This is a genomic window from Hominilimicola fabiformis (assembly GCF_020687385.1).
GTDB classification, from domain to species: Bacteria; Bacillota; Clostridia; order UBA1381; family UBA1381; genus Hominilimicola; species Hominilimicola fabiformis.
Genome location: NZ_JAJEQM010000002.1, coordinates 194,048 through 207,701, shown reverse-complemented (window position 1 = coordinate 207,701; position 13,654 = coordinate 194,048). Strand labels below are relative to the sequence as shown.

The 13,654-nt window shown below is 36.8% G+C and carries 14 protein-coding genes; 2 read left to right on the top strand and 12 right to left on the bottom strand.

The features are described from left to right. Positions 1-20: 20 nt before the first annotated feature. The 9 genes from LKE05_RS02430 to ruvC form a co-directional block, all read right to left on the bottom strand. Positions 21-1,235, bottom strand: a complete 1,215-nt coding sequence (locus LKE05_RS02430; RefSeq protein WP_308455805.1) for a S41 family peptidase — start codon at positions 1,233-1,235, stop codon at positions 21-23. A 65-nt stretch (positions 1,236-1,300) separates the two neighbouring features. Continuing rightward, a complete protein-coding gene (locus LKE05_RS02425) occupies positions 1,301-2,386 on the bottom strand; it encodes a PucR family transcriptional regulator (protein WP_022229222.1) in 1,086 nt (361 codons plus the stop codon). A gap of 169 nt (positions 2,387-2,555) precedes the next feature. Further along, positions 2,556-3,326: an RNA polymerase sporulation sigma factor SigG gene (gene sigG, locus LKE05_RS02420; protein ID WP_022229221.1), complete on the bottom strand. Its 771-nt coding sequence runs from the start codon at positions 3,324-3,326 to the stop codon at positions 2,556-2,558. A 70-nt stretch (positions 3,327-3,396) separates the two neighbouring features. Next, entirely contained in the window at positions 3,397-4,110 is a 714-nt protein-coding gene (gene sigE, locus LKE05_RS02415) for an RNA polymerase sporulation sigma factor SigE (protein ID WP_308455804.1), read from the bottom strand. A 14-nt stretch (positions 4,111-4,124) separates the two neighbouring features. Further along, complete coding sequence (locus LKE05_RS02410; protein ID WP_308455854.1) at positions 4,125-4,964, bottom strand: sigma-E processing peptidase SpoIIGA; 840 nt, start codon at positions 4,962-4,964, stop codon at positions 4,125-4,127. Positions 4,965-5,125: 161 nt separating this feature from the next. Beyond that, the gene (locus LKE05_RS02405; protein WP_308455803.1) at positions 5,126-6,685 is read right to left on the bottom strand and encodes an N-acetylmuramoyl-L-alanine amidase family protein; all 1,560 of its coding nucleotides are present in this window, start codon (positions 6,683-6,685) and stop codon (positions 5,126-5,128) included. 52 nt (positions 6,686-6,737) lie between these two features. Next, positions 6,738-7,745, bottom strand: coding sequence for a Holliday junction branch migration DNA helicase RuvB (gene ruvB / locus LKE05_RS02400; RefSeq protein WP_022229217.1), 1,008 nt, complete (start codon positions 7,743-7,745; stop codon positions 6,738-6,740). A 28-nt stretch (positions 7,746-7,773) separates the two neighbouring features. Beyond that, the gene (gene ruvA, locus LKE05_RS02395; protein WP_118446701.1) at positions 7,774-8,361 is read right to left on the bottom strand and encodes a Holliday junction branch migration protein RuvA; all 588 of its coding nucleotides are present in this window, start codon (positions 8,359-8,361) and stop codon (positions 7,774-7,776) included. 279 nt (positions 8,362-8,640) lie between these two features. Further along, the gene (gene ruvC / locus LKE05_RS02390) at positions 8,641-9,144 is read right to left on the bottom strand and encodes a crossover junction endodeoxyribonuclease RuvC (RefSeq protein WP_022229215.1); all 504 of its coding nucleotides are present in this window, start codon (positions 9,142-9,144) and stop codon (positions 8,641-8,643) included. A gap of 117 nt (positions 9,145-9,261) precedes the next feature. Between ruvC and LKE05_RS02385 the strand changes: the two genes are divergently transcribed. Together LKE05_RS02385 and argH are read left to right on the top strand one after the other, a co-directional pair. Beyond that, positions 9,262-10,482 carry an argininosuccinate synthase gene (locus LKE05_RS02385; RefSeq protein WP_117965755.1) on the top strand — a complete coding sequence of 407 codons (1,221 nt, stop codon included), beginning with the start codon at positions 9,262-9,264 and terminating at the stop codon, positions 10,480-10,482. A gap of 137 nt (positions 10,483-10,619) precedes the next feature. After that, a complete protein-coding gene (gene argH, locus LKE05_RS02380) occupies positions 10,620-11,999 on the top strand; it encodes an argininosuccinate lyase (RefSeq protein WP_308455802.1) in 1,380 nt (459 codons plus the stop codon). 39 nt (positions 12,000-12,038) lie between these two features. Here argH and LKE05_RS02375 read toward each other — a convergent pair whose 3' ends face one another. From LKE05_RS02375 to LKE05_RS02365, 3 genes are all read right to left on the bottom strand, one after another. Continuing rightward, positions 12,039-12,860, bottom strand: a complete 822-nt coding sequence (locus LKE05_RS02375) for a zinc ribbon domain-containing protein (protein ID WP_308455801.1) — start codon at positions 12,858-12,860, stop codon at positions 12,039-12,041. A gap of 68 nt (positions 12,861-12,928) precedes the next feature. Next, complete coding sequence (locus LKE05_RS02370) at positions 12,929-13,345, bottom strand: DUF2178 domain-containing protein (protein ID WP_308455800.1); 417 nt, start codon at positions 13,343-13,345, stop codon at positions 12,929-12,931. Between the two features lie 2 nt (positions 13,346-13,347). Beyond that, positions 13,348-13,545, bottom strand: a complete 198-nt coding sequence (locus LKE05_RS02365) for a helix-turn-helix transcriptional regulator (protein ID WP_022229210.1) — start codon at positions 13,543-13,545, stop codon at positions 13,348-13,350. Positions 13,546-13,654 lie beyond the last annotated feature (109 nt).

Here is a 13,654-nt window from a genome sequence, read left to right as displayed (position 1 = left end):
ATTCAAGCGTGAAAATATAACTATTTTTCCTTTATAATCTCAATCGCTTTTTGAAGTTGAGTATCTTTATCATGCTCAACCATTGACGCATACATATCTTTATATTCGTCAGGCATATCAACCTCAACATCAGGCTCAATGCCTATTCCGTGTATGCAAGTGCCATTAGGTGTATAATATTTTGCAACGGTAAGCGACATTCCCGAGCCGTCATAGAACGGAAGTACGCTTTGCACTATTCCCTTACCGTAACTCTTTTTACCTACAACTGTTGCCTTGCCGTAGTCCTTTAACGCACCCGTAAACACTTCAGACGCACTTGCGCTGTTTTCGTTTATAAGTATCACTATCGGAATATCAAGACTTTCCGCATCCGAATTATAATCCGTTCTCTTGCCGGATTTTGTTTCGGTGTATGTTATAATACCCTCCGGTAAAATCATATCTGCCATATTGCAAGCCTCGTCAAGCACACCGCCCGGATTATCACGCAAGTCAATAATCATTTTGCTCATACCGCTTGACTGAAGTTCAGTAATCTTATCTTTAAATTCGCTGAATGTACTCTTTTCACCGTTATCCGATGTTGTATTGAAACCTGTCACACGGATATAACCGATATTGTCGTTAAGCATTTCACCGTCTACGGAATCGGTTGCAATATCATCTCTTGTAACCGTTATATCAAGTTCTTCTTCACCGCGAAGAATTTTAATATCAACAGTCGTTCCTATCTCTCCGTTTTTGATATTGTCAACCGCTTCTGAAAGCTTATCTCCGCTGTATTCCACACCGTCTATCGCCTTTATAATATCGCTTGGCTGTATTCCCGCGTTATATGCCGGACTGTCCTCAAACGGTGCGACAACTTCTATTTGATTATCGTCATTCACTCCGACTATTACTCCTATCCCGACATAGCCGTCTTGGATATTGTCTATATATGAAGAAAACTCGCTTTGAGTGTAGTAATGCGTATACGGCTCGTCAAGTCCGTCAACATATGCTTTAATCGCATCATCTCGAAGTTTTGTTTTGTCAAAATCATACAAATAGTTACTGCTAAGCATATTTTCAACTGCCGTCATTTTATTTGAAAAGGCCTTATTCTCGTCCTTGCTCGGAAGATATATCGCAATTCTGTCCTTTACAAACGATGTTAAATTGACGCTGATAAAAGCAGTAACAACAGCTGTTATCAATGCCGTCAAAACTATTTTTTTCTTATCAGACATATTTCATTGCTCCTTAAAAAACAAAAATATAGGGGTGTGGTTTACACACCCCCAAAAAATCATTATCAGATTTTCATTGAATTTGATTCAAGATACTTATGCACCATCATTGCCACTTTAAATACGATAGCCTGGTCAAACTTTCTCAAATCAAGACCTGTCAGTTTATAAATCTTTTCAAGTCTGTATACAAGAGTATTTCTGTGTACGAAAAGCTGTCTTGATGTTTCGCTGACATTAAGGTCATTTTCAAAGAACTTATTTATTGTCAAAATTGTTTCGTCATCAAGAGTTGATATATCCCCCTTCTTAAACACCTCTTGCAAGAACAATTCACAAAGTTTTATAGGCAACTGATAAATAAGTCTGCCGATACCCAAATTATCATAATTCAGAATATACTTTTCTTCATCAAACACTTTACCTACTTCAAGTGCAATCTGTGCCTCTTTGTATGCATTATTAATCTGGTCGATATTATAAGCAACCGTACTTAAACCAACGCATACTGTAAGCATTGTTTCCGCATTTACCGTATCAACAATAGCTTGTGCCGTTTCTTCAAGTTTTTGAGAATTTTCAACTTCCTTAAGTTCCTTTATAAGCACAAGATTTTTTGTATCTATATTGATAACAAAATCTCTCTCTTTATCCGGGAACATATTTCTAAGCACATCGTAAATACCTACTTCACCCTCGTCAAGCACCTTTATATAGAAAACTGCTCTCGGAATATCTATATCAACATGAAGTTCTCTTGCTTTTTGGTGTAAATCAAAAGAAAGAAGATTATCGAAAATGATATTTTGCATAAAATTGTTCTTGTCATATTTTTCATCATAATAATGACGTACATTATTTGCTGCAACAACAATGGAATTACAACAATACTTTGATACTTCATCAGTGCCTTCAACATATACAACATATTCGGCATACGGTTTATTTGACATTGAACGAACTGTATATCCGTCCTTAAAAAGTAATTTATCATTATTTGTAGCCGCATATACAAGATTTTCTATAATATCGCCTGTCGGTTCACCGCCGTTATTTGCCAAAACCAAGCCATGCGAATCCACAATACCGAATTTCTTTGGAAAAACATCAGCCATTTGCGTTACAATATTTTGAAATGCCTTGCTTATCATTTTCATTCCTCCAATTTGTTTATTTATAAATACAAATTATGCTATTATATTCTTCTATCATTATACACGAAATATGTCAAAAATGCAATAGCAGACGGCAATTTTTTTATTAATTTTCAGATTTAATCACAAAAATCGAGGCTTTTTGCCCCGATTTTTGTATTCTGCATTATACATATTTTCTAAGCTGTTTTAAAGCACTCTTTTCAAGTCTGGAAACTTGAGCCTGCGATATACCGATTTCTTCCGCAACCTCCATTTGCGTACGGCTTTGAAAAAATCTTAAATTCAAAATATGCTTTTCCCTTTCGTCAAGATGTTTCATTGCTTCGCTCAACGCAATATTTTCAAGCCAGTTTTCGTCAACATTTTTAGTGTCTTTAACCTGATCCATCACATAAATAGCCTCGCCTCCGTCGTGATATATCGGTTCAAACAGCGATACCGGATCGGCTATTGCGTCAAGTGCAAACACAACGTCCTCTTTCGGTAAGTCAAGCTCTTTTGCTATTTCCGATATGGTCGGCTCTTTTGAATTTTTACTTATAAGCCGTTCCTTGACGTGCATTGCTTTATATGCTATATCTTTAAGAGAACGGCTCACGCGGATAGAATTATTGTCACGCAAATATCTTCTTATTTCACCGATAATCATCGGCACGGCATATGTTGAGAATTGCACATTTTGACTTAAATCGAAATTATCTATCGCCTTTATCAGTCCTATACAGCCTACTTGAAACAAATCGTCTACGTTTTCACCTCTATTATTAAATCTTTGTATAACGCTCAGTACAAGCCTTAAATTGCCCTTTACAAAAGTTTCACGCGCCTGTAAATCGCCGTTCTTAATTTTTATAAATAACTTATTTTTTTCCTCTCTTGAAAGAACAGGGAGTTTTGACGTATTCACCCCGCAGATTTCCACTTTGTTCGTCATATCTTTTTCCTCCTTGATTGAAAACCGCTTTATTGCGGTTATGTACAAGATATGACGATAATATGTATATTCAGCACATTTTGGCTATTTCTTTTTTCAATCTGCCTATTATTCTTTTTTCAAGTCTGGAAATATATGATTGCGATATACCAAGCATATCAGCAACTTCCTTTTGTGTTTTTTCCTTTCCGTTACCGAGTCCGAATCGTAACCGCATTATCTGTTGCTCCCTTACAGACAGTTTTTTCATCGCGTCAACAAGCAGTGCCTTGTCAACCTCGTCCTCTATATTTTTACAGATAACATCATTATCCGTTCCGAGTATATCAGAAAGCAAAAGTTCATTTCCGTCCCAATCCACATTAAGCGGCTCATCAATAGAAACCTCACTGCGCATATTTGAATTTTTACGAAGATACATTAATATTTCATTTTCAATGCACCTTGACGCATACGTTGCAAGCTTTATATTTTTAAGCGGATTAAATGTATTTATCGCTTTTATCAAACCAATCGTACCGATTGAGATTAAGTCCTCAACATATATCCCCGTGTTTTCAAACTTTCTTGCAATATAAACAACAAGCCTTAAATTTCTTTCAATCAATGTAGCCTTAACACTCATATCACCGTTTGCAAGCTTTTTCATAAGTGCTTCTTCCTCGTCTTTTTTCAATGGCGGCGGCAATGTGTCACTGCCTCCGATATAAAAGACTTCCGCATTTTTCAGAGGATTTGAGCCGATACAAATAAATTTTGAACTGATTTTTCTTAATAATTCCATTTCCTTTAACTCCTTCATAGTAAGCCTGCATTAATCAATGCGTGATATTCTTCATTATTTGAAAGTCTGCTGCCGTACAAACCTATAAATGTTTTATCTATTGTTTTATTTTCTTCCGGTATGTTTATCTCATCTGCCAAAAAAGCAAACAAAACATCGGACGAATTCCCCAACGAATTAAACGGTACTGCCCACAATTTCATATCTTCGATATAATTTTCAATATCCGAAAATTCTATTTCGGTATCAAACAGTTCTTTCGCCGCTTCCCATTCAAGTATGCTTACACACTTACCCGTTATAGGCTCTTTAAGTAAATTACCGCTGTCAAACAATGCAGAAACAGTTATAGTTCTGTCATTATGTGTCACATTCAGTATATAGTATTTTTTATTTTTTCTGTTTTTAAACATCTTTACAACGAAAATCATCATAATGCACGATATTCCAAGCGATACGGCAAACACCTTTGAATTAATATCAAAATATACAATGCCGTTGTTGATTGCCATACCGATTGTTTTACCCGTAAGCGATACAAGAATTATCATAACAAACATCATTATACCTCCGAGCATTACAAACCATAACATCTGATTTAGTATGTTTTTGCGTTTTTCAAAATAGGCTGTTGTTATCATCAAAAACATCGCCACGCATCTCAGCACATACGAAATCCACATCGGCATTTCTATACAAAATATAATCGCCGAACTTATTCCGCCGATTACCGCCGCAACGGCTAAACGCAGCTTTTTTATTTTCACCGTATTAACGAACTTGCCGAGAATGTATAACAGCACATATGAAAATATGAAATTAACAAAAAATATTACATCGGCATATATCTCCATATCGCTCACCTCTAAAAAGTATTATACTCCATATACTGTAAGAAAAATGTCAAAGTCGGTTGTCGAATAAAAAAAATGTTTCGACATAGTTTAGTCGAAACATTATAATAAAAAAAACTGCCTTTCCCAAATAGGAAAGACAGTTCATTTTAAAGACAAAATTATTGCGGAACATTAATATCTTTTAATGTTATCATTATTCCCTCGGCAATACCTTGAGCAGCTTTATATTGATATTCGTCGGTAGTCATATTATAAACTTCCGTAGGATTTGTTATAAAGCCGACTTCGGTAAGTGCCGCAGGCATTTCACAGCGTTTTGTAACTGCGTGTTCGGCAGTTTTAACGCCTCTGTTTGTTGAACCCATATAATAAAGCATCCTGTTTAATATATTGGTTGCAAGCTTTTCGCTTGTTGTGCCGTAAGCGTTACCGTTATTTGAATTTGCGTAATATACTTCAGTTCCGTTAGCATTCGGTGCATTGTCAACGGAATTGATATGTATACTTACAAAAACAGCGGCATTTTCAGCATTTGCTTGAGTAGGACGTTCAACCAATGACGGCAAAGTATCGCCTGTTCTTGTCATTGAAACGGTATAACCGGCATTTTCAAGAATTTCTTTTACTTTGTATGTTATTTCAAGAGTCAAATTCTTTTCAAGTACCACATTACCGTTAGAATAACCAACTGCGCCTGAGTCACTTCCTCCATGACCTGCATCAAGCACAATCAATTTGCTTGAATCGGCAGTAATTGTCGAATTGTTGTTTGAATTTCCGTTGTTTACAGTCGGCTTCGGTGTCGGTGCAGCCGCCTTTGTTTCAACATTTATAACAACAGTATTGTTTGACGTTTTTTCAATATTGTATTTTTTCAAATTTGAAATATCTACAACAACTCTTGCTCTTTCGTCATTGTCGCCCATTCTTACAGATGTCACACCTGCTTTGTTAACGCTTAGTGTATCACCTACGCCGTCAAACTTCATTCCTGCAAAATCCACAACAACTCTTTCCGGTGAACTTAATGTAAAATCGGAATAATTTGAAATATCGGCATTGGATGTAACTGTAACTTTAATGCTGTTATCACCTGTAATGTCATATGAAACGTTTGTTATTTTTGTTTCAACCGACGGTGTATAACTTGCACTATCATCCGAATTATCAGGCTGAGGAACTACATCGTCAATACTCGGTTCTTGATTTTCGTCCGAAATAACATATCCGTCCGAATCAATCAAAATCGCTCCGTCCTCCGAATCAAATTTTACATCAAGACCTATCGTTTCACTTATAAATCTTACGGGAACCATTGTTTTTGTTTCACCGCCTACCTTTGAGATAAGCTTTGGTACTACATTGTCGGGTATATTGGTTTTTTCACCGTTTATGTACGCAACATTATCATTAATTCTCATAACCACATCATATTCATCACTTGAAACTTCAATGGTTTGAGTGTCATTAATGTAATTTACCGTTGCACCCACTTCCTCAAATATTTCTCTTACCGGTACAAGTGCTCTGTCATTAAATATAATCGGTGAAAGCGGCGGATTGATTAGCTGATTGTTTACAACAAGCGCATAAATCTCTCCTTTATACTCGTGTGTTCCACCGTCATATTCAAGCATCATAGTCTGTGCCGATGCGAAACCTACACTGCAAAACAAAAACATTACTATCGCTATAAGTGATACTCTTAATTTTCTCATTTTGCACATCATCTCCTTTTCTTTTTTATCCTACACATTTTTTCTATTTCAATCATTCCGCAAACGGAATGTCAAAATGGTCATACGCAGCCTTTGTCGCAATTCTTCCTCTCGGTGTTCTTGATATAAAACCGAGTTGTAACAAATACGGCTCATATACATCCTCAATAGTATTCGGTTCTTCGCCTATTGTCGCCGCCAAAGTGTCAAGACCGACAGGTCCGCCACCGAAGTTTTCAATCATAGTCTTAATCATTCGGCTGTCAATTATATCAAGACCGAGTTCATCGACTTCCATACTCTTTAAAGCATCTGCCGCAACCTTATAATCAATCTTACCGTCATACTTTACCTGTGCAAAGTCACGCACACGCTTTAAAAATCGGTTTGCAATTCTTGGAGTACCTCTTGAACGTGACGCAATTTCCGCCGCACCCTCATCGTCTATTTCCACATCAAGCAAACCCGCACTTCTTTTGACTATTTCCTTGATTTCTTCAACAGTATAAAGTTCAAGTCGGCTTATAACACCAAATCTGTCTCTTAACGGTGCTGTCAAAAGTCCTGCTCTTGTTGTCGCTCCTATAAGTGTAAATTTCGGCAAATCAATTCTTATAGACTTCGCCGCCGGACCTTTACCTATAATAATATCAAGCGCATAGTCCTCCATAGCCGGATAAAGTATTTCTTCAACCGTTCTTGACATACGGTGTATTTCGTCAATAAACAGTATATCGTGTTCCGACAGGTTTGTAAGAATAGCCGCCAAGTCACCCGCTTTTTCAATCGCAGGACCGGAAGTTATTCTTATATTAACACCCATCTCATTGGCAATAATACTTGCCAATGTGGTTTTACCCAATCCCGGCGGTCCGTAAAGCAAAACGTGGTCCAAAGCCTCACGTCTTTCAAGTGCTGCTTTTATGTATATTTCAAGATTGTTTTTAGCTTTTTCCTGGCCTATATATTCAGAAAGATTTCTCGGTCTTAAACCGACCTCAATCTCCGCATCTTCACTTATAAAATCACTTGTGACAAATCTTTCGTCCTCATCAAACAATGATTTTACCTCCCCATATAATCTCCTATTATAATAATCCTGCAAGTGCTTTCTTTATTATTTCTTCAACACTCAATGTTCCGTCTATACCCTTAACGGCTTTTTGTGCATCGTTTGAGCTGTAACCCAAAACAACAAGCGCACTTATTGCCTCACTTCTGTTATCTGAAAGTATATCGTCACTTTCGTCTTCCAAATCAATTTCAAGCTCGTCCGTTTTCATCTTATCTTTAAGCTCCAATATAACTCTTTGAGCCATTTTAGGACCTACGCCCGATGCTTTTGTAATCGTCTTAACGTCATTCGTTATAACAGCCACCGCGAATTTAGCCGGAGTTGTTACCGACAAAATGGAAAGTGCCGCTTTAGGACCCACACCCGAAACAGATATAAGTTGCATAAACATATTCTTTTCTTCTATAGTTGTAAAACCGAATAAATCCATTACGTCCTCTCTGACGTGTAAATATGTATATATTGTAATTTTTTTACCGACTTCACCGGCATTTTGCATACTGTTTAGCGAAGTGTAAATCATATATCCCACTCCGTTTGCGTCTACAACTATGTAATTATCGCTCTTTTGTACCAACGTACCTTTTATATAATAATACATTCTTTCTTACCTCGTACATATATAATACAATAACATTACAATTATGTCAACTTGCAATTTGTTACAAAATTATTAAATATCATTTTGTTTTTTAATTTATTTTTAACTTATCGTTCTTTTGTATGTATAATTTAGCCATACTAATATTATTCCCTATTAATTTTATTGTATATTTTATCCAAAATTATTATATTTCATAAACTTTTCAGCAATGTTACAATTCTGTAACATTGCATACTATATGTTGTATATTAATTCATTTTTTCACTACATATATGCTTACCTTACACCGTTCATTCCGAGCATATTATTCATTTTATTGGAATGTGCGTGACAAATTGCAAGTGCAAGAGCATCTGCGGCATCATCGGGTTTAGGTATAACATTCAATCCCAAAATCATTTTCACCATAGATTGTATTTGTTTTTTATCCGCACGTCCGTAACCTGTAACGGACTGCTTAACCTGAAGCGGTGTATATTCGCTTATCGGTACATTCTTGTTTGCCACCGCTACAAGCAATACACCTCTTGCCTGTGCAACGTTAATCGCGGTCTTTTGGTTTGAATTGAAGAACAATTCTTCTATCGCCACCGCGTCGGGTTTATACTTATCTATATACATCGTCATCTCCGTATATATCTTTTTTAAACGTTCGACAGTCGGCATTCCTGCAGGTGTTGTGATTGCGTTGTATTCAAGCGTTCTGAACTTGTTTCCGACATACTCAACCACTCCTATTCCGACTATTGCATATCCGGGGTCTATACCTATTATAATCATTTTATTTCTAACTCCTTTATTTTCGTCAATTTTGCTATTGAATATATATAAATATTGGTGTATAATATAAATCATCAATAAATGATATTTTATAATATTTTAGGAGGAATTGCAACCATGGCAAAAGAAAAAGTTGTTTTAGCCTACTCAGGCGGACTTGATACCTCAATCATTATTCCTTGGCTAAAGGAAAATTACGATTACGATGTAATCGCTGTATGCGGTGACGTCGGACAAGGTAAAGAAACAGACGGTCTTGAAGAAAGAGCAAAAAAGGCAGGCGCATCTAAGCTTTATATCGAAGACCTTAGAGATGATTATGTAAAGGATTATATATTCCCTACTTTAAAAGCAGGTGCTGTATATGAAGGCAAGTATCTTTTAGGTACTTCTCACGCAAGACCTATCATTGCAAAAAGACTTGTTGAAATCGCTCATAAGGAAGGTGCTGTTGCAATATGCCACGGTGCTACAGGTAAGGGTAACGACCAAGTACGTTTTGAACTTGGTATAAAGGCTCTTGACCCATCACTAAAGATAATCGCTCCTTGGAGAATTTGGGATATTAAATCACGTGAAGACGCTGTTGACTATGCAGAGGCTCACAACATTGAAATCCCTGTTACAAAGAAAGATTTGTATTCTCGTGACAGAAACATTTGGCACATCAGCCACGAAGGTATGGACCTTGAAGATCCTGCGAACGAACCGCAGCTTGACAGTCTGTTAAAGCTTGGCGTTTCACCTGAAAAAGCTCCTAACGAGCCAAAGTACATAACAATTGGTTTTGAAAAGGGTGAACCTGTTTCACTTGACGGCAAGAAATTAGACCCAAGACCGCTTGTTGAAGAACTTAACAAGCTTGGCGGTGCTTACGGTGTAGGTATTGCAGACATCGTTGAGGACAGACTTGTAGGTATGAAGTCAAGAGGTGTTTATGAAACTCCGGGCGGTACAATTCTTTATACTGCTATTCAAGAACTTGAATACCTTTGCCTTGACAGAGATACTCAAGCATTCAAGCGTCAGTCAGCTATTAAGTTTGCTGAACTTGTATATGACGGTAAATGGTTTACACCGCTTCGTGAATCAATGTCAGCCATGTTTGACGTTATGGACGAAACTGTTACAGGTGAAGTCAGACTTAAGCTTTACAAAGGCAGCGTAACTCCTGCAGGTGCTAAATCACCATATTCACTATATAATGAAGACATTGCATCATTTGGTGACAGTCATGAACTTTACAGTCACAAAGACAGTGAAGGTTTCATCAACCTATTCGGTCTACCGCTAAAGGTTCGTGCTATGATGAAGAAAAAGAACGGTTTGGATAAATAATAATCGTATATTATATTGAGGATACTTTCGGGTATCCTCTTTTTCTTTTTCGAAAAATTCTTATAAATCGTTTACATTTTCATTTTTTTATTATATAATAAAAGTATATGAGTTAATAGACAAAGGAGAAAAAATATATGGCTAAATTATGGGGCGGTCGCTTTCAGAAAAGCACCGACAAAAAAGTTGACGATTTCAATTCATCAATACGTTTTGACAAACGTATGTACAAACAAGATATAAAAGGTTCTATTGCCCACGCTACAATGCTTGGCAAACAGAACATCATTCCAAAAGAGGACAGTGACAAAATCGTTGCCGAATTAAAGAATATTCTAAAGGATATTGAGGACGGCAAAGTTGAATTTGAAATTGACGCAGAAGATATTCATATGAATATTGAAAAGATTTTAATTGAGCGTATCGGTGATGCAGGTAAAAGACTTCACACCGGCAGAAGCCGTAACGACCAAGTCGCTCTTGACATTCGCATGTATCTTATGGACGAAACTGCCGATATTGAAGAAATGCTTATACACACACTTAACGTACTTGTTGACCTTGCTTCAGACCACACCGAAACAATTATGCCTGGTTACACACACCTTCAAAAAGCACAACCTGTTACCTTTGCACATCACCTAATGGCTTACTTTGAAATGTTCAAACGCGACCTTTCAAGACTTCGCGATTGCAGAAAGCGTACAAACGTTATGCCTTTGGGCAGCGGTGCGCTTGCAGGTACTACCTACCCTCTTGACAGAGAATTTGTTGCCAGCGAACTTGGTTTTGATGCGGTTACAATGAACTCGCTTGACGGTGTTTCCGACAGAGATTTTGTTATTGAACTTGCAAACTGTCTTGCTCTTGTTATGATGCACCTTAGCCGTTTCTGCGAGGAACTTATTTTATGGTCAAGCAATGAATTTTCATTCGTTGAAATGGACGACGCTTTTTCAACAGGCTCATCTATTATGCCACAAAAGAAAAATCCCGATGTTGCGGAACTTATTCGCGGTAAGGCAGGTCGTGTTTACGGTCATCTTATGGGCTTGCTTACTACAATGAAAGGTATTCCGCTTGCATACAACAAAGATATGCAGGAAGACAAAGAGCCTATTTTTGACAGTATTGATACAGTTAAACTTTGCTTGCCTGTATTCTGCGATATGATTGCAACAATGACAGTTAAAAAGGATAATATGCTAAAAGGCTCAAAGGGTGGATTTACAAACGCAACTGACGTTGCCGATTATCTTGTAAAGAAAGGCTTGCCTTTCAGAGAGGCACACGCAGTTGTCGGAAGAATGGTATTCTATTCAATCGAACACGATAAAGCACTTGATGACCTTACAATGGATGAATTCAAAGAATTTTCGGATATTATCGAGGATGATATTTATAATGCTATCAGCATGGAAACTTGCGTAAATGACAGAAAAGTCATAGGCGGTCCGGCAAAAGAAGTTGTCGAAAAAGCAATCGCTGACGCAAAAGAATTTTTAGCACAGCAATAAAAACAAAATGCAAGCTGTTAAATCAGCTTGCATTTTTTATTAATTTACTTTAAACGTACCGTAAATATCATTTATATAGACATCATAAATATCGTGATATGCGTGAGGTGATATAAATTCAAACCAATACATATTACCGTTTCTAAACTTACAATACTTATAATATTCCGTTATACCGTCACTAACCGTTACCGCAAAATAATCCGCTCCCGATGTTTTATACGTCACATTTCCTACGTGATTTTGAATATAGAAATTCAATTCGTTTCCTACCGAGGTATCTGCCGCCGACTTTGTTGCTATAATTTCTCTTGCCGAGCCGTCAGGTGCTTCCACAGAATAAAGTGTTTCTGCTTTTCCGTCATTGTATACTACAAAATGCGACGGATAACTGCACTTAAAACCATATGCACTGCTGTTATACATAGTATAACTTGGATGTGCTACAACACCTGTATCCTGTCTTGGCTGTTGAGGCGGTACATTAGCTTGTTGCGGCTCCTGTGTCACATATACAATTTGCGGTGTAACTTCCGGCATTTGTGTCGGTGTCGCAGTCGGCAACGGCACCGGTGTCGGCATAGGAGTTGATGTTGCTTTCGGTGCAAAAGGACTGCTCCCTGACATCACATTAAACATTATCAAGCCGGCTGATATGAATACAATCAATGTTGCAACTATAATAGCAACTATCAACGCAGTGTTATTGTTATTCTTTTTTGAATGTTTATTACCGTTTGTATTTTTAGAAAAATCATTTTTAATACCGTTTAACTGTTTTTGTGATTGCATATTGTTTCCGCAATTAGGACAAAAAGTCGCATCATCGGGTACTTTTGTTCCGCAATTATTACAATACATATCTTATCCCCCACTATCAAATAATTATTTAAACATATTATACCAAATTTCTTTGAATTTGTCCATATTTAATATTTATTTCTTATTATAAAATAGCAAATCCAATATATAACCAGAACGCCACACAAATTATACGCAATCACTTGTGCCGCATATTCCATATTCACTGTATACAATACTATAATCGCAATTCCGGCTATAACGGCATACACGCTAAATGTCAAACTCCTCGCCTTTGTCCAAATCATTATATTACGTTCGTCTTTTTCTGCAATCTCTTTCTCTATGAAGTTCTCTGTACTCTTAAAAATTCTGATATTCTTTACTATCATCACCAAACCGCAAGTACCGAATGCCGTTCCGAAAACAAGCATCGCTTCATTTTTTATTATTCCGATACTTGTTAAAACTACAAGTAATACACCGATAATTACATAAACAATTGCTATACCTAATCGCATTTTCAGCTTATTTTTAAATTTCATCACTATTCCTCCTCAAAAATAAATACATCTTCAATATTGGTTCCGAAATACCTTGATATTTTGTACGCCAGCTGAAGTGACGCGTTATATTTGCCGTTTTCAAGCGATATAATCGTTTGCCGTGTTACTTCAACCGCTTTTGCCAATTCATCTTGCGTTATTTTCTTTTGTTTTCGCAGTTCTTTTATTCTATTATTCAAATTACCACTCCTTTATGTATAGTTTGCTTTACATTTTTATTATATCATTATTTTATAAAAAGTCAAGTACACTTTACATTTTATCTAAAAAAAACAAGCGACTTTTTCA